Source organism: Paracoccus solventivorans, assembly GCF_900142875.1.
In the GTDB taxonomy this organism is placed as follows: domain Bacteria; phylum Pseudomonadota; class Alphaproteobacteria; order Rhodobacterales; family Rhodobacteraceae; genus Paracoccus; species Paracoccus solventivorans.
Map to the genome: position 1 here is coordinate 19,298 of NZ_FRCK01000006.1, position 18,649 is coordinate 37,946.

Annotated in this window: 21 protein-coding genes and 1 pseudogene; 17 read left to right on the forward strand and 5 right to left on the reverse strand. The window is 71.0% G+C overall.

Annotation, left to right across the window (positions count from 1 at the left end):
* Nucleotides 1-187 precede the first annotated feature (187 nt).
* Both tgt and BUB57_RS17375 read right to left on the reverse strand, forming a co-directional pair.
* Entirely contained in the window at nt 188-1,315 is a 1,128-nt protein-coding gene (tgt, locus tag BUB57_RS10075; RefSeq protein WP_073066305.1) for a tRNA guanosine(34) transglycosylase Tgt, read from the reverse strand.
* A gap of 112 nt (nt 1,316-1,427) precedes the next feature.
* Nucleotides 1,428-2,193, reverse strand: a pseudogene (locus tag BUB57_RS17375) (GNAT family N-acetyltransferase).
* Nucleotides 2,194-2,347: 154 nt separating this feature from the next.
* Between BUB57_RS17375 and msrB the strand changes: the two are divergent.
* Nucleotides 2,348-2,746 carry a peptide-methionine (R)-S-oxide reductase MsrB gene (gene msrB / locus BUB57_RS10085; protein ID WP_073066308.1) on the forward strand — a complete coding sequence of 133 codons (399 nt, stop codon included), beginning with the start codon at nt 2,348-2,350 and terminating at the stop codon, nt 2,744-2,746.
* 34 nt (nt 2,747-2,780) lie between these two features.
* On the opposite strand, the gene BUB57_RS10090 is transcribed toward msrB, so the two are convergent.
* Nucleotides 2,781-3,239 (reverse strand): outer membrane protein assembly factor BamE, encoded by a 459-nt coding sequence (locus BUB57_RS10090; protein ID WP_073066310.1) that lies wholly within the window; start codon nt 3,237-3,239, stop codon nt 2,781-2,783.
* A gap of 252 nt (nt 3,240-3,491) precedes the next feature.
* On the opposite strand from BUB57_RS10090, the gene BUB57_RS10095 reads away from it, so the two are divergent.
* The 11 genes from BUB57_RS10095 (at nt 3,492) to BUB57_RS10145 (ending at nt 11,937) form a co-directional block, all read left to right on the forward strand.
* On the forward strand, nt 3,492-4,040 hold the full coding sequence (locus tag BUB57_RS10095; protein ID WP_073066312.1) for a YceD family protein: 549 nt from the start codon (nt 3,492-3,494) through the stop codon (nt 4,038-4,040).
* A 152-nt stretch (nt 4,041-4,192) separates the two neighbouring features.
* The gene (gene rpmF / locus BUB57_RS10100) at nt 4,193-4,399 is read left to right on the forward strand and encodes a 50S ribosomal protein L32 (RefSeq protein ID WP_073066315.1); all 207 of its coding nucleotides are present in this window, start codon (nt 4,193-4,195) and stop codon (nt 4,397-4,399) included.
* 19 nt (nt 4,400-4,418) lie between these two features.
* Nucleotides 4,419-5,612, forward strand: coding sequence for a phosphate acyltransferase PlsX (gene plsX, locus BUB57_RS10105; protein WP_073066318.1), 1,194 nt, complete (start codon nt 4,419-4,421; stop codon nt 5,610-5,612).
* Nucleotides 5,612-6,583: a beta-ketoacyl-ACP synthase III gene (locus BUB57_RS10110; RefSeq protein ID WP_073066321.1), complete on the forward strand. Its 972-nt coding sequence runs from the start codon at nt 5,612-5,614 to the stop codon at nt 6,581-6,583. Before plsX ends, BUB57_RS10110 begins: the two co-directional genes overlap by 1 nt.
* 408 nt (nt 6,584-6,991) lie before the next feature.
* Nucleotides 6,992-7,753 (forward strand): imidazole glycerol phosphate synthase subunit HisF, encoded by a 762-nt coding sequence (hisF, locus tag BUB57_RS10115; protein ID WP_073066325.1) that lies wholly within the window; start codon nt 6,992-6,994, stop codon nt 7,751-7,753.
* Nucleotides 7,750-8,064, forward strand: a complete 315-nt coding sequence (locus tag BUB57_RS10120) for a phosphoribosyl-ATP diphosphatase (protein ID WP_073066329.1) — start codon at nt 7,750-7,752, stop codon at nt 8,062-8,064. The genes hisF and BUB57_RS10120 overlap by 4 nt, the downstream gene beginning before the upstream one ends.
* A gap of 34 nt (nt 8,065-8,098) precedes the next feature.
* A complete protein-coding gene (locus tag BUB57_RS10125; protein WP_073066333.1) occupies nt 8,099-8,632 on the forward strand; it encodes an MgtC/SapB family protein in 534 nt (177 codons plus the stop codon).
* Nucleotides 8,633-8,699: 67 nt separating this feature from the next.
* Nucleotides 8,700-9,356, forward strand: coding sequence for a sulfotransferase family 2 domain-containing protein (locus tag BUB57_RS10130; RefSeq protein ID WP_073066336.1), 657 nt, complete (start codon nt 8,700-8,702; stop codon nt 9,354-9,356).
* Nucleotides 9,357-9,413: 57 nt separating this feature from the next.
* Nucleotides 9,414-10,142 (forward strand): 5-oxoprolinase subunit B family protein, encoded by a 729-nt coding sequence (locus BUB57_RS10135; RefSeq protein ID WP_073066341.1) that lies wholly within the window; start codon nt 9,414-9,416, stop codon nt 10,140-10,142.
* The gene (locus BUB57_RS10140) at nt 10,139-11,167 is read left to right on the forward strand and encodes a 5-oxoprolinase subunit C family protein (protein WP_073066344.1); all 1,029 of its coding nucleotides are present in this window, start codon (nt 10,139-10,141) and stop codon (nt 11,165-11,167) included. Before BUB57_RS10135 ends, BUB57_RS10140 begins: the two co-directional genes overlap by 4 nt.
* Nucleotides 11,164-11,937 carry a LamB/YcsF family protein gene (locus BUB57_RS10145; RefSeq protein ID WP_073066347.1) on the forward strand — a complete coding sequence of 258 codons (774 nt, stop codon included), beginning with the start codon at nt 11,164-11,166 and terminating at the stop codon, nt 11,935-11,937. The genes BUB57_RS10140 and BUB57_RS10145 overlap by 4 nt, the downstream gene beginning before the upstream one ends.
* A gap of 63 nt (nt 11,938-12,000) precedes the next feature.
* On the opposite strand, the gene BUB57_RS10150 is transcribed toward BUB57_RS10145, so the two are convergent.
* A complete protein-coding gene (locus BUB57_RS10150; RefSeq protein ID WP_073066350.1) occupies nt 12,001-12,432 on the reverse strand; it encodes a Fur family transcriptional regulator in 432 nt (143 codons plus the stop codon).
* A 140-nt stretch (nt 12,433-12,572) separates the two neighbouring features.
* Between BUB57_RS10150 and BUB57_RS10155 the strand changes: the two genes are divergently transcribed.
* From BUB57_RS10155 to BUB57_RS10175, 5 genes are all read left to right on the forward strand, one after another.
* Complete coding sequence (locus tag BUB57_RS10155; RefSeq protein WP_073066353.1) at nt 12,573-13,469, forward strand: metal ABC transporter substrate-binding protein; 897 nt, start codon at nt 12,573-12,575, stop codon at nt 13,467-13,469.
* Nucleotides 13,466-14,368, forward strand: a complete 903-nt coding sequence (locus BUB57_RS10160; RefSeq protein ID WP_073066355.1) for a manganese/iron ABC transporter ATP-binding protein — start codon at nt 13,466-13,468, stop codon at nt 14,366-14,368. The genes BUB57_RS10155 and BUB57_RS10160 overlap by 4 nt, the downstream gene beginning before the upstream one ends.
* A 29-nt stretch (nt 14,369-14,397) precedes the next feature.
* The gene (locus BUB57_RS10165; protein ID WP_073066769.1) at nt 14,398-15,222 is read left to right on the forward strand and encodes a metal ABC transporter permease; all 825 of its coding nucleotides are present in this window, start codon (nt 14,398-14,400) and stop codon (nt 15,220-15,222) included.
* Nucleotides 15,219-16,055 (forward strand): metal ABC transporter permease, encoded by an 837-nt coding sequence (locus tag BUB57_RS10170; RefSeq protein ID WP_073066358.1) that lies wholly within the window; start codon nt 15,219-15,221, stop codon nt 16,053-16,055. The genes BUB57_RS10165 and BUB57_RS10170 overlap by 4 nt, the downstream gene beginning before the upstream one ends.
* A 246-nt stretch (nt 16,056-16,301) precedes the next feature.
* On the forward strand, nt 16,302-17,510 hold the full coding sequence (locus BUB57_RS10175; protein ID WP_073066361.1) for an NnrS family protein: 1,209 nt from the start codon (nt 16,302-16,304) through the stop codon (nt 17,508-17,510).
* On the opposite strand, the gene pqqE is transcribed toward BUB57_RS10175, so the two are convergent.
* Nucleotides 17,511-18,575, reverse strand: coding sequence for a pyrroloquinoline quinone biosynthesis protein PqqE (pqqE, locus tag BUB57_RS10180; RefSeq protein ID WP_234952048.1), 1,065 nt, complete (start codon nt 18,573-18,575; stop codon nt 17,511-17,513).
* Nucleotides 18,576-18,649: the final 74 nt, after the last annotated feature.

The following is an 18,649-nucleotide window of genomic DNA, read 5'->3' on the forward strand; positions in this document are numbered from 1 at the left end:
CAAGTGTCGGCGCTAGATCGGTAGAATATCGCCCTCGGCGCGCTCTGCATGGAAGCCGGCGACCCAGGCATCCAGAGCCCGCCGCGATCGCCTCGCGCATCCGCTGCATGATCTGCGAGTCATAATGCCGGTTGAGCCCGGCCATCAGCATCCCGCTCGGCGGGCAGCTCTCAGTCAAGCCTCGACGCTAGAGCGGCTCGATATCGCCCCCCGCGCGCTCTGCGTGGAAGCCGGCCACCCAGTCCTCCAGCGTCCCCGCCGCGATCGCCTCGCGCATCTGCTGCATGATCTGCTGATAGTAATGCAGGTTGTGCCAGGTCAGCAGCATCCCCGAAATCATCTCTCCGGCCCGGAACACATGGTGCAGATAGGCGCGGGAATAGCCGGTGCAGGCGGGGCAGGTGCAGGTCTCGTCCAGGGGCCTCGGGTCGTCGGCGTGGCGGGCGTTCTTGATGTTGATCTGCCCGCGCCGGGTCCACGCCTGCCCGGTGCGCCCGGAACGCGAGGGCAGCACGCAGTCCATCATGTCCACTCCGCGCTGCACTGCGCCCACGATGTCGTCGGGCTTGCCGACCCCCATCAGGTAGCGCGGCTGCTCGGCGGGCAGCAGGTGGGTGGCATAGTCGAGCACGCTCAGCATGGCCTCTTGCCCCTCGCCCACGGCCAGCCCGCCGATGGCGTAGCCGTCGAAACCGATCCGGCGCAGGGCTGCGGCCGATTCCTCGCGCAGGTCGCGTTCCACGCCCCCCTGCATGATCCCGAACAGCGCATGGCCGGGGCGGTCGCCGAAGGCGTCGCGCGAGCGTTGTGCCCAGCGCATCGACAGGCGCATCGCCTCGGCCTGCCGCTCATGCGTCGCGGGCAGCGCCGGGCATTCGTCAAAGGCCATCACGATGTCGGATCCTAGCAGCCGCTGGATCTCCATGCTGGTTTCCGGCGACAGGAAATGGCGAGAGCCGTCGACGTGGCTGGAAAAGGTCACGCCCTCTTCGGTCAGCTTGCGCAGCTCGGACAGGCTCATCACCTGGAAGCCGCCGGAATCGGTCAGGATCGGGCGGGACCAGTTCATGAACCGGTGCAGCCCACCCAGCCGGGCGATGCGCTCGGCCCCCGGGCGCAGCATCAGGTGATAGGTGTTGCCCAGCAGGATGTCGGCGCCGGTGGCGCGCACCGATTCCGGCAGCATCGCCTTGACCGTGCCGGCGGTGCCCACGGGCATGAAGGCCGGGGTGCGGATCTCGCCCCGCGGGGTGCGGATGACGCCGCTGCGGGCGCGCCCGTCGGTGGCGCTCAGGGTAAAGGAAAAGCCGCTCATCGCCCGGCTTCTAGCCCTCCGCCGCGCAGGCGGCAACCGCGGCTGCTTTCATCGTGTCCAAATATCCCGCGGGGGCGCGGGGGCGCAAAGCCCCCGCTGCGGCTGCGCATCTTCAGCCCGCCAGCCGCCGCAGGGCGCGCACCCGCGCGGGCGGGATCAGCCGCACCTCGACCCCGGTGAACACATGCATGGTGCGCAGCTCGCGGTCCAGCACCGCGTGGTCGCTGACCCAGCCCCCCATCGCCAGATAGCTGCGCAGCAGCGGCGGTAGCCCGGCGCGGGCGCTTGCGGGGTCGGCGGCCGCCGGCAGGGCGGCAAAGCGGCAGACCTCGGGCGCCTTGACGCCGGGGCGCCAGCGCGGCGGCGCCCGGTGGCGGTCGCGCAGCAGCGCAAAGGCGCGCGCGTGGCCGCCCGCATCCAGCCCGGCGAAGGACGAGCAGCCGAACAGCAGCCCCCGCCCCGGTCTCGTCCACCTGCCGCGCCAGCGCCGCCCAGGCCAGGCGCAGGATCTCGGGGTGGGAATGGGCGGGATCGACGCAGAACCGCCCGACCTCGATCATCGGCTCGGGGAAGTCGCGCAGCCGCGACAGCTCGTAATGCTGCGCCGAATAGCTGCGCCCGATCTCGGCCCCCGAGCCGAGCGGCAGCCAGCGGAAACAGGCCGCCAGCCGTCCCGATTCGCGGTGCTCGACCAGCATGTGCCGGCAGTGCGCGTCCAGCGGGTCGGCGTCCTCGCCCGTCTCCGCCTCCGGCCCGGCCCAGGCGGACACCAGCGCGGGGGCGCGGAAACAGCGGAACCGCAGCTGCCGCGCCGCGCGCAGGTCGCAGGCGTCCGTGGCGATGCGGACCCGGTAGCGTCCGGTCTGAAGCTGGGGCATCGCGCCACTCTCCTGGGACGCCTGCCCCCGTTGCCGGGGCGGCGGGCCGCAAGGGCCCACCCGCAGGCGCGCTTGTCTGGCCGCTTCATAGCCCTAAATTGGAACCGATGCACAATGGAAACGCCCGGGAAATCACCGGGGAAAGGGAAAACCGATGACAGAGAGGATCACCCGCCCGGACGCCGAGTGGCGCGAGCTGCTGGACCCCGAGACCTATCGCGTGACGCGGCAGGCGGGGACCGAGCGTCCGTTCTCGCACCCCGGGTTTCCGCAGGGGCCGGGGCATTATGTCTGCGCCTGCTGCGGGGCGCGGCTGTTCGACGGCGACCAGAAGTTCGAAAGCCATTGCGGCTGGCCCAGCTTCAGCCGCGCCGGCGGCGAGATCGGGGAACATCGCGACACCAGCCACGGCATGATTCGCACCGAGGTCCGCTGCGAGCGCTGCGACGCGCATCTGGGGCATGTGTTCCCGGACGGGCCGCCGCCGACCGGGCTGCGCTATTGCATCAACGGGGTGGCGCTGCGCTTTGTCCCCGAGGCCGCGGCGGGCTGAACCGCCCGGCCGGGGCCCCGGACCACCGGCCGAATCACTGGTTCAGGAAATCGCCGGGATTGAAGCGGCCGATATTGCCCAGAAGCTGCCGCAGCAGCCCGGAATCGACCACGCCGGTATCGGTCACGCGCCGCGACAGGGTGACGACGCGGCCGCGTTCCAGCCCGAAACGCTCGATGTTGGAAACGGTGCCGTTCTGGTCGAAGCTGATCGCCACCACCTGCCGTTCCACCTCGCGCGGCTGGCGCACGCCGAAACGTTCCCAGCGCGAGCCGACGTAATACCAGCCCGCCCCGGTCAGCAGCCCCTGCGAGCTGGGCAGGCCGATCAGATATTCCAGTTCCTCTTGCCGGGTCTGGCCGACGACCACCTGCGCAAGCTCGTCGTCGGTCGGCAGATAGCCGTGGTTGCGGTACATCCGCGTGCAGCCGGCCGCCGCCACCAGCGGGGCGGCCAGGGCCAGGGCGATCACCCGCCGGCGGGTCGTGGTCATCGTTGCCGTCCCTTCGTTCCACGCACCGCGCCCCCGTGATGATCGCCCCCGGGCCGTTCTGCCGGGCCTTTCGGGCGCAATCGGTGTCGCTGGCGCTGTCGGTGCCATGCCCGCCCCCCGTCAGGAACGACCCTGGCGGTTGACGGCGCCCGACCCGCTTAGCAAACTCGCCAGCGCCGCTCAAGAACATCGGGCGGGCGCGGCCCACTCCTCGGCCCCGCCGCCACAGCTCCAGACCCCAAGGCCCAAGACATGTCCCCTGCCCCCTATTCCCACAAGCTGCGGGTGTCGCAGCTGAACGCGCGCCGCCCCCTGGCGCTGGAGCTTGCCCCGGATGCCGAGGCGCGCGCCCGCATCGCTGCACATCTGGGGCTGCTGGCGCTGCCGCAGCTGCGGCTGACCGGCACGCTTTCCCCCGCCCCGAACGATTCCTGGCTGCTCGAGGGGCGGCTGACCGCGCAGGTGGAACAGGGCTGCGTGGTGACGCTGGCCCCGGTCGCGACCGCCATCGCCGAGGACATCCGCCGGGTCTATTCCCCCCATGCCACCGCCCCCGAGGGCGACGAGATCGAGATGCCCGATGACGAGATCGAGCCCCTGGGCCCGGTCATCGACCCCGGCGAGGTGCTGGTCGAGGAGCTGTCGCTGGCGCTGCCGCTTTACCCGCGCGCCCCCGGCGCGGCGCTGCCCGACGATCCCGGCGCCGACGAGGCGGCCGGGGAGGAGGCGGGCGACACCCGCCGCCCCTTTGCCGGGCTGGCGGCGCTGCTGCGCAAGGACGGGGACGACAACGGCAACTGAGCCGTCCCCGCGCCGCGGCGGCGATCCTCCGCATTTTTCCTTGGCCCTTGCGGCTTTCCGGTTTGTGACGTATCTGCGCGGTTCGATCCGAAACATGACACGGCGGGAATCTGCGGATTCGCGCCGTCCATCTTGCCACCGAAGGTTGTCCCATGGCCGTCCCTCAGAACCGAGTTACCCGGTCCCGCCGCAACATGCGCCGCTCGCATGACGGCCTGTCCGCCGCGAACCCGAACGAATGCCCCAACTGCGGCGAGCTCAAGCGCCCGCATCACGTCTGCCCCTCGTGCGGTCACTATGCCGACCGCGAAGTCGTCGCGCAGGCGAACGACATCGACCTGGACGACGACGCAGCCTGATTGACCGCCGCAGGGTGCGATGACCACCGCGCTTGTCCAGTCTGATCCGACCCTGCCCGGCCCGCCCGGGTCGGTCGTGATTTCAGTCGATGCGATGGGGGGCGACCGCGGCCCGGCGGCCGTGATCGCCGGCATTGCGAAAAGCGCGCAGAAGAACCCGGACATCCGCTTCATCGTCCACGGCCCCGAGCCGGAACTGCGCCGCCTGATCGCCCGCCGCTCGAAACTGGCCGGGCGCTGCGACATCCGCCATGCCGAGGGCGTCGTCACCATGGACGACAAGCCCGGGCAGGTGGTGCGCTCGGCGCAGGGCACCTCGATGTGGTCGGCGGTCGAATCGGTCCGCAACGGCGAGGCGACGGTCGCGGTCAGCTGCGGCAACACCGGCGCGCTGATGGCGCTGTCGATGCTGCGGCTGCGCAAGCTGCCCGGGGTGAACCGGCCGGCCATCGCGGTGCTGTGGCCCTCGCGCGGACCGCAGGGGTTCAACATCATCCTCGACGTGGGCGCCGACATCCGCGCCGACGCCACCGACCTGCTGCAATATGCGATGATGGGGGCGTCCTACGCCCGCAACGGGCTGGGGCTGACGCGGCCGCGCGTCGGGCTGCTGAACGTCGGGACCGAGGACCACAAGGGCCGCCCCGAGCTGAAAGAGGCCCACCGCCTGATCGCCGCCGCCGCCGCGGTCGAGGGCGCCAACATGGATTACGTCGGCTTCGTCGAGGGCGGCGACATGATGAGCGCCCGCGTGGATGTGATCGTCACCGACGGTTTCACCGGCAACGTGGCCTTGAAGACCGGCGAGGGGACGGCCAAGCTGGTCGGAGATTTCCTCAAGGACGCCTTCGCCAACTCGATCATGTCGAAATTCGCCGCTCTCCTGGCCATGACCTCGCTGAAGCGGCTGCAGAAGCGGATCGACCCGCGCCGGGTCAACGGCGGCGTGTTCCTGGGGCTGAACGGCACGGTGGTGAAATCCCACGGCGCCGCCGACGCAACCGGCGTCTCCGCGGCGGTCAAGCTGGCGTTCCAGCTGGCGCGCTCGGGGTTCAACGACCGGCTCAAGATGCGGGTGGCACAGGCGGCCGAGGCCGCGGAACAGGCGGGCCCCGCCGAAGGCTGGGCCGAGCAGCCCGCAGAACCGGCCGCCGGGCCGGCCCAACAGGACGCGGCATCGGGCCGTACCCCACAGGCAGAGGCAGGACATTGATGCGACGTTCGGTGGTGCGCGGAACGGGGCATTACCTGCCCTCGCGCGTGGTCGAGAACAGCTTTTTCGAGCAGACGCTCGACACCACGGACGAATGGATCCGCACCCGCACCGGGATCGAGCGGCGGCATTTCGCGGCCGAGGACGAGTTCACCTCGGACCTGGCGCTGGCGGCGGCGCGCGACGCGCTGGACCGCGCCGGCATGACCGCCGACGACATCGACGCGATCGTGCTGGCGACCTCGACCCCCGACCTGACCTTCCCGGCGGTGGCGACGATGGTGCAGGCCGCGCTGGGGATGACCCGCGGCTTTGCCTATGACGTGCAGGCGGTCTGCGCCGGCTTCGTCTTTGCGCTGGCCAATGCCGACGGGCTGATCCGCACCGGCCAGGCCGACCGGGTGCTGGTGATCGGCGCCGAGACCTTCAGCCGGATCATGGACTGGACCGACCGCGGCACCTGCGTGCTGTTCGGCGACGGCGCCGGCGCCGTGATCCTGGAAGCCGCCGAGGGCAAGGGCGACAGCAGCGACCGCGGGATCCTCGCCTGCGACCTCAACAGCGACGGCAAGCTGCGCGACCTGCTTTACGTGGACGGCGGCGTCAGCCGCACCGGCACCGCGGGGGTGCTGCGGATGCAGGGCAACTTGGTGTTCCGCCACGCGGTGGAAAAACTCGCCGCCACCGCCAACCGGGTGCTGGACAAGGCCGGGCTGGCGCCCGCGGACGTGGACTGGCTGGTCCCGCACCAGGCCAATCTGCGCATCATCACCGGCACCGCGCAAAAGATGGGCCTGCCGGTCGAGCGGGTGGTGCTGACCGTGGCCGACCACGGCAACACCTCGGCCGCCTCGATCCCGCTGGCGCTGTCGGTCGCCGACCGCGAGGGCCGCTTCAAACCGGGCGACGTGGTGCTGACCGAGGCCATCGGCGGCGGCATGAGCTGGGGCAGCGTCGTCCTGCGCTGGTAACCGCGCAGCCCCTCCTGCCTCGCTCACCCAGTCCAGACGCCGCACGAGCTCCCGCTCCGGCTCTCCTTCATCTCGCTTCCAATGGCCGGCATTCTGCCGCCCGGCGCGCGCGCCCGCTTCCCGGCTCTCCCATCTTGCTTCCAGTGGCGGGCGTGCTGCCGTCCGGAGCGCGTCCCTCCCCAGCCATCCTTCATCTTGCTGCAAGTCGCGGGCGTGCTACCTGCCCCCGCCCGCTCCCGGCTCTTTCATCCTGCAGCAAGTCGCAGGCGGACTCCCGCGCCCCCCTCCCCGGCCCGTTCTTCATCACGAAAATATCCCACGGGGGTGCGGGGGTGTGAAACCCCCGCTGCAACCGCGCCCCCGCGCAAACCCGCTTTCCATGGCCCGTGCCTCGCGCTATCAGGCGCCATGCTCAAGATCCGCATCATCCCCTGCCTTGATGTCGCCGATGGCCGCGTGGTCAAGGGCGTCAATTTCGTCGATCTGATCGACGCCGGCGACCCGGTTCAGGCCGCTGCCGCCTACGACGCCGCCGGCGCCGACGAGCTGTGTTTCCTCGACATCCACGCCACCCATGAAAACCGCGGCACCATGTATGATCTGGTGTCGCGCACTGCGGAAAAATGCTTCATCCCGCTGACCGTGGGCGGCGGCGTGCGTACGCCCGACGACGTGCGCGCCCTGCTGCTGGCCGGGGCTGACAAGGTCAGTTTCAACTCGGCGGCCGTCGCCGACCCGGATGTGATCGCGGCCGCCGCCGACCGTTTCGGCAGCCAGTGCATCGTCTGCGCCATCGACGCCAAGACCGTGGCGCCGGGGAAATGGGAAATCTTCACCCATGGCGGGCGCAAGCCCACCGGCATCGACGCGGTGGAGTTTGCCCGCACGGTCGCCGCGAAAGGCGCGGGAGAGATCCTGCTGACCTCGATGGACCGCGACGGCACCCGCGACGGCTACAACATCCCGCTGACCCGGGCGGTGGCCGATGCGGTGGACATCCCCGTCATCGCCTCGGGCGGCGTCGGCACGCTGGACCATCTGGTCGAAGGCGTGACCGAGGGCCATGCCAGCGCCGTTCTGGCGGCCTCGATCTTCCATTTCGGCACCCACACCATCGCCGAGGCCAAGGCCCATATGGCCGCCGCCGGCATCCCGGTGCGGCTGGAATGAGCGCGCTGGAACGGCTGGCCGCCACCGTCGAATCCCGCCGCGGCGCCGACCCCGAGTCCAGCTGGACCGCGAAGCTCCTGTCCCGCGGCCCCGAGAAATGCGCCGAGAAATTCGGCGAGGAAGCCGTCGAGGCGATCATCGAGGCCGTGCGCGGCGACCGCGCGCGTCTGACCTCGGAAGCCGCCGACGTGCTGTATCACCTGCTGGTGATGCTGGCCGCGCGCGGGGTGACGCTGGCCGAGGTGCTGGCGGAACTCGAACGCCGCGAGGGGGTTTCGGGGATCAAGGAAAAAGCCTCGCGCCCCGGCTGATCCCGGGCCGCCGCCACCAGCGGAAAGCCCGACCATGGACGCAATTACCGACGAACTGCTGCGCGCCTTCGACCCGGTCGGGGCGCTGCCCCTGCAGGTGGCCGCGATCCGGCTGGCGGCGGCGATGCTGTTGGGCGGCATCATCGGCTGGGAACGCGAGGTGCATTCCCGTGCCGCCGGGCTGCGCACGCATATGATGATCTCTCTCGCCGCCGCGGTGTTCGCGATCCTGGCGATGGAGCTGGTGCATTTCGAGGCGGTCCCCGGGCAGCAGATGCGCGTCGACCCGCTGCGGCTGATCGAGGCGGTGACCTCGGGCGTGGCCTTCCTCGCCGCGGGGTCGATCGTGGTCAGCGGGGTCAGCGTACGCGGGATCACCACCGGGGCCTCGATGTGGCTCTGCGGGGCGATCGGGCTGGCCTGCGGCATGGGCGATCTGTCGCTGGCGCTGCTGACCACGGCGCTGGCGATGACGGTGCTGTGGCTGATCCACCGGCTGATCAGCCCGATGGCGCACAAGCTGAAAAAGCCGCAACCGCCCTCCTCCACGCCCCCCGGCGACAGCTGACCGGCTTGACCCCGCCGCCGCGCCCCGGCAGGTGTGGCCAAGGGCGGTCATCCAGCCGGAGCCAGCAGTGATCATTTCGCATGGGCGCGCCTATGTGTTCGTCCACATCCCCAAGACCGGCGGCACCGCGCTGAGCCTGGCGCTGGAAGCCCGCGCCATGCGCGACGACATCATCCTGGGCGACACCCCCAAGGCCCGCGCCCGCGCGCGGCGGCAAAGGACGCTGCAGGCGGCGGGGCGGCTGCGCAAGCACGCGACGCTGGCCGACATCGACGGGCTGATGACGCCGCACGAACTCGCGCGGATGTTCGTGGTGACGCTGGTGCGCAACCCCTGGGACCGGCTGGTCAGCTATTACCACTGGCTGCGCGTCCAGCGTTTCGACCATCCGGCGGTGGCGCTGGCGCAGGCGCTGGGGTTCGGCGAGTTCCTGCACCACCCGCAGACGCAGGAATCGTTCCGCGCCTGGCCCTATGGCGCCTGGCTGCGCGACCGGGACGGGGTGGAACGCTGCGATGCCTGGGTGCGGCTCGAGCATCTGGCCGCGGATCTGGCCCCGTTCGAGCGACATCTGGGCTTTGCGCTGCAGATGCGGCGGGAGAATGCCTCGGACCGCGACCGCGACTGGCGGCGCTATTATTCCGACGCCGATGCGGCGCTGGTGGCGCGGCTTTGCGCGCCCGATATCGCGCGCTTTGGCTATCGCTTCGACCCGGGAGCATAGGCGGCGATGGACAGTCCCGCACCGCTTTGCGATCCTGCGGCCTAAGGGGGTGCGACGGTGAGCGAGGATTACCCAAGGATCGCGCCGACCGGCGTGGACGGGCTGGTGGTCAGCTTTGCCGCGCGGCTGGACGAGCCCGCGAACCGCGCCGCGCTGGCGCTGCGCGCCGCCATCGAGGCCGCAAGCTGGCCCGAGGTTCAGGAAACCGCCGCCACGCTGGTGTCGACCTATCTGCGGCTCGACCTGCTGGCGGATCCGGGGCCGGTGCTGGTACGGCTGCGGGCGCTGGTGGCCTCGCGCGACTGGCGGGCGGCGGCGCTGCCGGCCGGGCGGCGGCTGCTGCGTATCCCGACCTGCTATGCGCCCGCCCATGCCCCCGATCTGGACGAAGCCGCAGCGCTGGCCGGGCTGAGCCGCGGGCAGGCGATCGAGGCGCTGGCCTGCGCGCCCCTGCGGGTGCTGACCATCGGCTTTGCCCCCGGCCAGCCCTATATCGGCGAGCTTGGCCCCGAATGGGACATCCCCCGGCTGCGGGCGCTGACCCCGCGCGTGCAGCCGGGCGCGCTGACGCTGGCGATACGGCAGCTGGTGCTGTTCTCGGTTCCTTCGCAGACCGGCTGGCGGCAGGTGGGGCAGACCGCGGCGCGGCTGTTCGACCCGGGCGCGGCGCAGCCGTTCCTGCTGCGCACCGGCGACGCGGTGGCGTTTCCGCCGGTCTCGGCCGAGCGTCTGGCGGAACTGGCGCGCAGCCCCGGCGGCGGAGTCTCGGTCGAGGCGCTGCCATGAGCCTGATCGTGCTGGCGGCCGGGCTGGGGATCACGGTGCAGGACCTGGGCCGCCCGGGCTTCCTGGCGCAGGGGCTGTCGCGCGGCGGCGCCGCCGATCCGGTGGCGCTGGCCGAGGGCGCGGCGCTGCTGGGACAGGACGCCGGGCTGGCCGCCATCGAGCTGGCCGCGGCGCCCGCGCGGTTCCGCCTGACCGCACCCGCGCGCATCGCCCTGACCGGGGCGCCGTTCCGGGCGCTGCTACGGGACGCGGGGGCCGAGACCCCGCTGGCCTGGAACGCCAGCCACGCGCTGCCGGCGGGCGCCGAGCTGGCGCTGTCGCCGCTGGCGGGCGGCTATGGCTATCTGGTCCCCGGCGGCGGCATCGATGCGCCGCTGCTGCTGGGCGCGCGCTCGGCGCATCTGGCGGCGGGGATCGGGGCGGCGCTGGCGGAAGGGGACAGTCTGGCGCTGGGGCCGGACCCCGGCACGCAGGCAGAGTTGCGGATCGCCCCCCTGCCCCGCGACAGCACCGCCCCGATCCGGGTGGTGGCCTCGCTGCAGACGGCGCTGTTCCCGGCGGCCGAGATCGCCCGCTTCCAGCGCACCGCGTTCCGCCGCGACCCGCGCGGCAACCGCATGGGGCTGCGGCTGGATCAGGGCGATGCGCCGGGATTCGCGCCCTCGGGCGGGCTGTCGGTGGTGTCGGAAATCGTGCAGCCCGGCGACATCCAGATCACCGGCGACGGCACCGCGCTGGTGCTGCTGGCCGAATGTCAGACCACCGGCGGCTATCCCCGCATCGCCACCGTGCTGCCCTGCGACCTCTACCGGGTGGCGCAGGCCCCGCCCGGGGCCGCGCTGCGCTTTCGGCTGGTCGGGCAGGACGAGGCCCGCGCCGCCATGCAGGCCCATGCCAGCGCACTGGCCGGGCTGCGCAGCCGCATCACACGTCGGCTGCGCGAGCCCTCCACCATGGCGGACCTGCTGTCCTACAACCTGATCGGCGGCGTGGTCAGCGCCACAGCGGAAGGAAGCGAGCGATGAGAACCGTCGATCTGAACGCCGATCTGGGCGAGGGCTTCGGGGCGTGGGAAATGGGCGACGACGCGGCGCTGCTGGGGGTCATCAGCTCGGCCAATGTCGCCTGCGGGGTCCATGCCGGCGACTGGGACGTGATGGCGCGGGTGATGCGCGAGGCGGTGGCCCGCGGCGTCGGCATCGGCGCGCATCCGGGGTTTCCCGACCTGCAAGGCTTCGGCCGCCGCGAGATGCAGTTCTCCCCCGACAGCGCCGCCAATCTGGTGCGCTGGCAGCTGGGCGCGGCGCAGGCGATGGCGCGCGCCGCGGGGGGCGCGGTGCGGCACCTCAAGCTGCACGGGGCGCTGGCCAACATGGCCGCGCGCGACGAGGCGCTGGCGCTGGCCTGTTTCCGCGGCGCGCTGTCCGTCGACCCGGCGCTGGTGCTGGTGGTGCTGGCCGGCACCGCGCAGGAACGCGCGGCCCGGCAACTGGGCGCGCCTGCGGCCTGCGAGATCTTCGCCGACCGCGCCTATCAGGCCGACGGCACGCTGCTGGACCGCCGCCTTCCGGGCGCGGTGATCCACGATCCGCAGCTGGCCGCGCGCCGGGTGCTGGCGATGCTGCGCGCCGGCGCGATCCAGCCCGAGGACGGCCCCCCGATACCCACCCGCATCGACACGATCTGCCTGCACGGCGACACCCCCGGCGCGATCGGGATGGCGCAGGCAGTGCGCGCGGCGCTGGAGGCCGAAGATGTGGCGATCACGGCGTTTCCGGGCGAGCCCCTGCGCTGAGCGGCGCTGTCGGAGCGGGGGCCAGCCCCCGCGCCCCCGGGGTATTTGAACCAGAAAGACGCCCTAGCCCTGCCCCGGCTTGCGGATGCGGCGGGCGCGGATCAGGGTGTTCTGGCTGACGATCTCGTAGCCCAGCCGGTCCAGCAGCTCGCGGCGCAGGCGGTTGATCTCGTCGCAGGAAATCTCGATCACCTCGCCGCTGTCGATGTCGACGATATGTTCGTGTTCGGCGGCGGGGGTGATCTCGTAGCGGGCGGGTTCGTTTTCCAGGGTCAGCTTGCGGATCAGCCCGGCCTCTTCCAGCGCCGACAGCGTGCGGTAGACGGTGGCCAGCGCCACGGAATCATCGACCGCCCGCGCCCGCGCCAGCAGCTCGTCGGCGTTCGGGTGGTCGGCCGAGCCCATCAGGATCGACAGCAGCACCATGCGCTGCGGCGTGACCCTCAGCCCCGCGTCGCGCAGCGCCTGCGCGAAATCCGTCGTCTCTGCGCCCATCGCCCCCTGACCCTTTGCTTTCCGTCTTGTGCTGTAGCCGGTCCGGGCGCCGCAATCAAATGAGAATGGGTCTCATTCGCCTTGACAGTTGCGAATGCGTTGCATTTACATGATGCGGGAACAGCAGAAAGGGATTCTTCATGGCGGGGCGGATGACACTGGCGGCGGCACTGGCGATGCTGGCGGGCACGGCGGCGGCCGAGCCGATCAAGGTCGTGACCAGCTTTACCGTGATCGCCGACATCGCCCGCAACGTCGCGGGCACGCGGGCCGAGGTGGTCTCGATCACCCGCCCGGGGGCCGAGATCCACGGCTATTCCCCCACCCCGCGCGATCTGGTGGCGGCGCAGGGGGCGGATCTGGTGCTGTGGAACGGCCTGAATCTGGAGCTGTGGTTCGAGCAGTTCCTGCACAACCTGCGCGACGTGCCCGCGGCCGTCGTCAGCGAGGGGATCGAGCCCTTGCCGATCGCCGGCGGCGACTATGACGGCAAGCCCAACCCCCATGCCTGGATGGGGTTGGACAACGCGATGATCTATATCGACAATATTGCGGCCGCCCTGTCCGAAAGCGACCCCGCGGGCGCCGCCGACTATGCCGCCAACGCCGAACGCTACAAGGCCGATCTGCGCGCCGCCATCGAGCCCCTGCGCGCGCAGATCGCCGGGATCCCCAAGGACAAGCGCTGGCTGGTCAGCTGCGAGGGCGCCTTCAGCTATCTGGCCCGCGACATGGGGCTGCGCGAGCTGTTCCTGTGGCCGATCAACGCCGACCAGATGGGCACGCCGCAGCAGGTGCGCCAGGTCATCGACACGGTGCGCGCGCAGGACATCCCGGCGGTGTTCTGCGAAAGCACCGTCAACCAGGCGCCGGCAAAACAGGTGGCGCGGGAAACCGGGGCGCATTACGGCGGCGTGCTGTATGTGGACAGCCTGTCCGAGCCCGGCGGTCCGGTGCCCAGCTATCTGGAGCTGCTGCGGGTGACCTCGCAGACCATCGCGGACGGGCTGGCGGCGGGGATCGAGGCGCAGGAATGAGCACCGAGGGCAGCACCGCGCAAGGCAGCGGCGCGCAGGACATGCAGGGCATCGTCGCGCGGGACGTGACCGTCACCTATCGCAACGGCCACACCGCCCTGCGCCACGCCAGCTTCACCACCCCGCAAGGGACCATCACCGCGCTGGTTGGGGTCAACGGCGCCGGAAAATCGACGCTGTTCAAGGCGATCATGGGCTTCGTGCCGCTGGCCGCGGGCCGGATCACCCTGCTGGGGATGCCGGTGGCCGAGGCGCTGCGCCGCAACCTGGTGGCCTATGTCCCGCAGGCAGAAGAGGTCGACTGGTCGTTTCCGGTGCTGGTCGAGGATGTGGTGATGATGGGCCGCTACGGCCACATGGGCTTCCTGCGCCGCCCCCGCCCTGCCGACCGCGCCGCGGTGGACGCGGCACTGGCCCGGGTCGGCATGAGCGAGCTGCGCCACCGCCAGATCGGGGAGCTTTCGGGCGGCCAGCGCAAGCGGGTATTCCTGGCCCGCGCGCTGGCGCAGGACGGCCGCGTCATCCTGCTGGACGAGCCCTTCACCGGCGTCGACGTGCAGACCGAGGACCAGATCATCGCGCTTCTGGGCGAGCTGCGCGACGAAGGCCGGGTGATGCTGGTGTCGACCCACAACCTCGGCTCGGTGCCCGAGTTCTGCGACCGGGTGGTGCTGGTCCGGGGCACGGTGCTGGCGCATGGACCGACCGCAACCACCTTCACCCGCGAGAACCTGGAACGCGCCTTCGGCGGGGTGCTGCGCCACATCACGCTGGGCGGCGACGCGCTGCATGACGACGACGACCCGCGCCGCGTCACCATCCTGACCGACGACGAACGCCCGCTGGTCCATTACGACGACCGCGCCCATGTGCGCGAGATCGGGGGGACCGAGCCGTGACGTTGCTGGAACCCTTTGCCTATGGCTACATGACCAACGCGATGTGGGTATCGGCACTGGTGGGCGGGGTCTGCGCGTTCCTGTCGGCCTATCTGATGCTCAAGGGCTGGTCGCTGATCGGGGACGCGCTTTCGCATTCGGTCGTCCCCGGGGTGGCCGGCGCCTATATGCTGGGGCTGCCCTTTGCGCTGGGGGCTTTCATCTCGGGCGGGCTGGCGGCGGCGGCGATGCTGTTTCTGTCGGAACGCTCGGGGCTCAAGGCGGATGTGGTGATCGGGCTGATCTTCACCGCGTTTTTCGGGCTGGGCCTGTTCATGGTGTCGCTGAATCCGGTGGCGATCTCGGTCCAGACCATTACCATGGGCAATATCCTGGCCATCGCCCCCGCCGACACCCTGCAGCTGGTGCTGATCGCGGGGGTATCGCTGGCGGTGATGCTGCTGAAATGGCGCGACCTGATGGTGGTGTTCTTCGACGAGACCCACGCGCGCTCGATCGGGCTGCGGCCGCGGCTGCTGCGGGCGGTGTTCTTCACCCTGCTGTCGGCCTGTATCGTGGCGGCGATGCAGACGGTGGGGGCGTTTCTGGTGATCGCGCTGGTGGTGACGCCGGGGGCCACCGCCTATCTGCTGTGCGACCGGTTTCCGCGGCTGATCGCGCTGTCGGTCGCCATCGGTACGGTGACCAGCTTCCTTGGCGCCTATCTCAGCTATTTCCTGGACGGCGCCACCGGCGGCGTCATCGTCTGCCTGCAGACTGCGCTGTTCCTGGCCGCCTTTGTCTGGGCCCCGAAACATGGGCTACTGGCCGCCCGCGCCCGGGCCCGCGCCGCCATCGAGGAGCCGCTGCCGTGATCGAGACGCTGCTGCTGCCGTTCCAGTTCCCCTTCATGCAGAACGCCTATCTGATCGCGCTGATCGTGGCGGTGCCGACGGCGCTGCTGTCCTGTTTCCTGGTGCTCAAGGGCTGGGCGCTGATGGGGGATGCGGTCAGCCACGCGGTGCTGCCGGGGATTGTGCTGGCCTATATCCTCGGGCTGCCGCTGATCCTGGGCGCATTCGCCGCCGCCATGCTGACCGCCGGCGCCACCGGCTATCTGGCGGAAAACAGCCGCATCAAGCAGGACACGGTGATGGGGGTGGTGTTTTCCGGCATGTTCGGGCTGGGGATCGTGCTTTACACGGCGATCACCTCGGACGTGCATCTGGACCATATCCTGTTCGGCAACATGCTGGGGGTGGGCGCGGGCGATCTGTGGACGGCGCTGGCGATCGGGGCGGTGGTCTCGGCCGGGCTGCTGGTCTGGTGGCGCGACCTGATGCTGCACGCCTTCGATCCGGCGCAGGCGCGGGTGTCGGGGCTGCGGGTGGGGGCGCTGCATTACGGGCTGCTGACCGCACTGTCGCTGGCCATCGTCGCCACGCTCAGCGCCACCGGGCTGATCCTGGCGGTGGGGCTGCTGATTTCCCCCGGCGCCATCGCCTTCCTGCTGGTGCGCAGCTTCGGGCGGATGCTGGCGGTGGCAGTGGCGGTCAACGCGGCGTCGATGCTGGCCGGGGTGCATCTGAGCTTCTACCTCGACAGCGCGCCGGCGCCGACGATCATCCTGATCCTGACCGCCGCGTTCATCGCCGCCTTCCTGCGCCGCACGCGGCTCACCCGCCGCGCGCAGGCACAGGCCGGCTGACCCGACTGCTTCGGGCGGTCATAAATGCTTTCAGCGGCGGGTGTTCCTCACCGCATACGGCCCGCCGCATATGGCTCAGCCCTCGCGCGCGGGCTCAGGCCAACTGCTTCGGGCGATCTCAAATATCCTCGGGGATCGTCGTATACGACGATGGGGGCAGACGGCCCCCGGCTCGGGCCGCGCCACCGCGACCAGGCTCCGCTGCTCCACCCTTCCATTCCCCACCGCACCCCCTATCCTGCGCCCATGCCAAAGCCCCCTCCCCGCCGCCCCGGCGGCATCCCCCGCGGGCTGGACCACCACGGCCCGGCGCTGTTTTCCTATGGGTTCCGCCCGTTCTTCCTGGGCGGGGCGGTCTGGGCCGTGCTGTCCATGGCGCTGTGGGTCGCGGCGCTGGCGGGCTTCGGCACGCCGGGGGGGAGCTATGGCGCCTCGCATTGGCACATGCACGAGATGCTGTTCGGCTTTGCCCCGGCGGTGCTGTGCGGTTTCCTGATGACCGCGGTGCCGAACTGGACGGGGCGGATGCCGGTGTCGGGACGGCCGCTGATGGCGCTGGCGGCGCTGTGGCTGGGGGGGCGGCTGAGCTTCGGCTTTCCGCCGCCCGAAGCGCCGCTGTGGCCGGCGGTGCTGCTGGAATCGCTGTTCCTGCCGCTGATGGCAGCGCTGTTTTGGCGCGAGATCGCGGCGGGGCGGAAATGGCGCGACCTCAAGCTGGTCGGGCTGGTGGCGGTGATCGCGGCGGCGAATCTGTGGTTCCACGCCTTGGTGCTGACGGGGGCCGACCCGCGCCCGGCGGCGCGGGCGGCGGTGGCGGGATATGTGGTGCTGATCCTGATCATGGGCGGGCGGCTGGTGCCGAGCTTCACCCGCAACTGGCTGGCCCGGCACCGCCCCGGCCCGGTCCCCGCGCCGCTGGACGGGTTCGACCGCGTGTCGGTGGCGCTGTCGGTGGCGGCGCTGGCGCTGTGGGTGGCGTGGCCCGAAACCCCCGCCGCCGCCGCGTCCTGCGCCCTTGCCGCCGCGGTCAACCTGCTGCGGCTGGCGCGCTGGCGCGGCTGGCGGGCGTGGCGCGAGCCGATGGTCTGGGGGCTGCATCTGGGTTGGCTGATGGTGCCGTTGGGCTTTGCCGCGGTGGCATTGGCGGCGCTTGGCGGGCTGACGCAGGCCGCGGCGCTGCATGTGTTCGCCGCCGGCGCCATCGGGGGCGAGATGCTGGCAGTAATGACCCGCGCCACCCGCAGCCACACCGGCCGCGCCACCGAGGCGACATGGCCCACGACACTGGCCTTCCTCGCCATCGCGGCCTCGGCCCTGCTGCGGGTCGCGGCCGAGTTCGCCGCCTGGAACACCCTGATCGCCGCCGCCGGCGCCGCCTGGATCGCCGGGTTCACGCTCTACATCGCGGAACACGCGCGGATGCTGCTGGCCGCCCGCAAGCCGCGCGGGCGCTGATCAGCCGCGCCCCATCCGCCGATAGACGAAATCGGGTGGCGGCGCCGAGGATTCCGCCGCGATGATCGCGTCCAGCCGCGCGCGGTGGGGCGAGCGGCGGCAGACCGGGTCGGTCGCCCGCGCATCGCCCGCGATCGCCATCGCCTGGCAGCGGCAGCCGCCATAGTCGATGTCGCGGCGCTCGCAGCTCTGGCAGGGCTCGGGCAGAAAGTCGGTGCCGCGAAAGGCGTTGAAGGCGGCACCCTCGTTCCAGATCCGAGCCAGCGGGGTCGTCCGCACGTTGTCGAAGCTGAGCCCCGGAATCGTCGCCGCTGCATGGCAGGGCAGCACGGTGCCGTCGGGGGTGACATTCAGCCCGGTCGAGCCCCAGCCGTTCATGCAGGCCTTTGGGAAATCGGCGAAATAATCCGGGGGTACAAAGTCGATGGCCAGTTTCCCGGCATAGTCGCGCCGCGCCTGCGCGACCACGCGCTTGGCCTCGTCCACCTGCTCACGCGTCGGCTGCAGGGCAGCGCGGTTCTTCAGCGCCCAGCCCTGGAACTGCACGCAGGCGATCTCGATCCGCCGCGCACCAAGCTGGTGGGCCAGCGCGATGGTCTGCGCCAGATCGCCCAGATTATGGCGGTGCATCACCGCGTTCAGGGTCAGCGGCAGGCCGATGCGGGCGATCTCGGCCGCGACCTGCATCTTGCGGTCGAAGCCGCCGCGATAGCCGCCGACGAAATCCGCCACCCCCGCGTTCACCCCTTGCAGGGACAGCTGCACATGGTCGAGCCCGGCGGCGTCGAGCTCGTCCAGCCGCACACCCGTAAGCCCGATCCCCGAGGTGATCAGGTTGGTGTAAAGCCCGGCTTCCCGCGCCGCGGCGACGATGGCGACCAGATCGGAACGCGAGGCCGGCTCGCCCCCCGAGATATGCAGCTGCAGCACCCCCAGCGCCACGGCCTGGCGGAACACCTCGGCCCATTCGGCGGTGGTCAGCTCGCTGTCGCGGGCGGCCAGCTCCAACGGGTTCGAGCAATAGGGGCAGGATAGCGGGCAGCGGTGGGTCAGCTCGGCCAGCATCGCCAGGGGCGGCGCCGGCGGTGGGCGGACCAGTCGCGCCGGCGTGGCGTCCGGCGAAAGCGTGGGTTGCGGAA

Bases quoted from the DNA above. Each gene is read 5' to 3' on its own strand.
- BUB57_RS10155 (WP_073066353.1), top strand. From the start codon at position 12,573: ATGGCGGGGCGGATGACACTGGCGGCGGCACTGGCGATGCTGGCGGGC.
- hisF (WP_073066325.1), top strand. From the start codon at position 6,992: ATGCTCAAGATCCGCATCATCCCCTGCCTTGATGTCGCCGATGGCCGC.
- BUB57_RS10125 (WP_073066333.1), top strand. From the start codon at position 8,099: ATGGACGCAATTACCGACGAACTGCTGCGCGCCTTCGACCCGGTCGGG.
- BUB57_RS10165 (WP_073066769.1), top strand. From the start codon at position 14,398: ATGACCAACGCGATGTGGGTATCGGCACTGGTGGGCGGGGTCTGCGCG.
- BUB57_RS10090 (WP_073066310.1), bottom strand. From the start codon at position 3,239: ATGACCACGACCCGCCGGCGGGTGATCGCCCTGGCCCTGGCCGCCCCG.
- BUB57_RS10110 (WP_073066321.1), top strand. From the start codon at position 5,612: ATGCGACGTTCGGTGGTGCGCGGAACGGGGCATTACCTGCCCTCGCGC.
- rpmF (WP_073066315.1), top strand. From the start codon at position 4,193: ATGGCCGTCCCTCAGAACCGAGTTACCCGGTCCCGCCGCAACATGCGC.
- msrB (WP_073066308.1), top strand. From the start codon at position 2,348: ATGACAGAGAGGATCACCCGCCCGGACGCCGAGTGGCGCGAGCTGCTG.
- pqqE (WP_234952048.1), bottom strand. From the start codon at position 18,575: ATGCTGGCCGAGCTGACCCACCGCTGCCCGCTATCCTGCCCCTATTGC.
- tgt (WP_073066305.1), bottom strand. From the start codon at position 1,315: ATGAGCGGCTTTTCCTTTACCCTGAGCGCCACCGACGGGCGCGCCCGC.
- BUB57_RS10150 (WP_073066350.1), bottom strand. From the start codon at position 12,432: ATGGGCGCAGAGACGACGGATTTCGCGCAGGCGCTGCGCGACGCGGGG.
- plsX (WP_073066318.1), top strand. From the start codon at position 4,419: ATGACCACCGCGCTTGTCCAGTCTGATCCGACCCTGCCCGGCCCGCCC.
- BUB57_RS10160 (WP_073066355.1), top strand. From the start codon at position 13,466: ATGAGCACCGAGGGCAGCACCGCGCAAGGCAGCGGCGCGCAGGACATG.
- BUB57_RS10120 (WP_073066329.1), top strand. From the start codon at position 7,750: ATGAGCGCGCTGGAACGGCTGGCCGCCACCGTCGAATCCCGCCGCGGC.
- BUB57_RS10140 (WP_073066344.1), top strand. From the start codon at position 10,139: ATGAGCCTGATCGTGCTGGCGGCCGGGCTGGGGATCACGGTGCAGGAC.
- BUB57_RS10145 (WP_073066347.1), top strand. From the start codon at position 11,164: ATGAGAACCGTCGATCTGAACGCCGATCTGGGCGAGGGCTTCGGGGCG.
- BUB57_RS10095 (WP_073066312.1), top strand. From the start codon at position 3,492: ATGTCCCCTGCCCCCTATTCCCACAAGCTGCGGGTGTCGCAGCTGAAC.
- BUB57_RS10175 (WP_073066361.1), top strand. From the start codon at position 16,302: ATGCCAAAGCCCCCTCCCCGCCGCCCCGGCGGCATCCCCCGCGGGCTG.